The sequence below is a fragment of the Burkholderia sp. SIMBA_051 genome, assembly GCF_046534915.1.
In the GTDB taxonomy this organism is placed as follows: Bacteria; Pseudomonadota; Gammaproteobacteria; order Burkholderiales; family Burkholderiaceae; genus Burkholderia; species Burkholderia ambifaria.
Map to the genome: position 1 here is coordinate 1 of NZ_JAWRXS010000210.1, position 277 is coordinate 277.

1 protein-coding gene is annotated in these 277 nt (G+C 65.7%); it reads right to left on the reverse strand.

Annotated features, from left to right (window positions below):
* The coding region (locus SB771_RS34215; protein WP_410721945.1) for a hypothetical protein at nt 1-277 on the reverse strand (277 nt) is incomplete at both ends.

Here is a 277-nt window from a genome sequence, read left to right on the forward strand (position 1 = left end):
TTGGTCAGGTTGCCGCCCGACAGGTTCAGGTCGTGCCCCGCCGCGATCTGCCCGGTGCTGCCCTGTACCGTCACCGAGGACGACGTCGAGAGCGGCGTCACGGTACCGGGCGACGCCAGCTTGATCCCGGACGGGTCAATGCACGCGCCCTGCACATTCGGACAGACGCTGCTTCCGCCCGTCGCCGTGCTCCAGATCGAAATGACCGCGGGGGCCTGCTTCAGGAAGCTGCTGATTGAAGCGACATCGATGGTGTCGGTGACCGTGGAGCTATAGC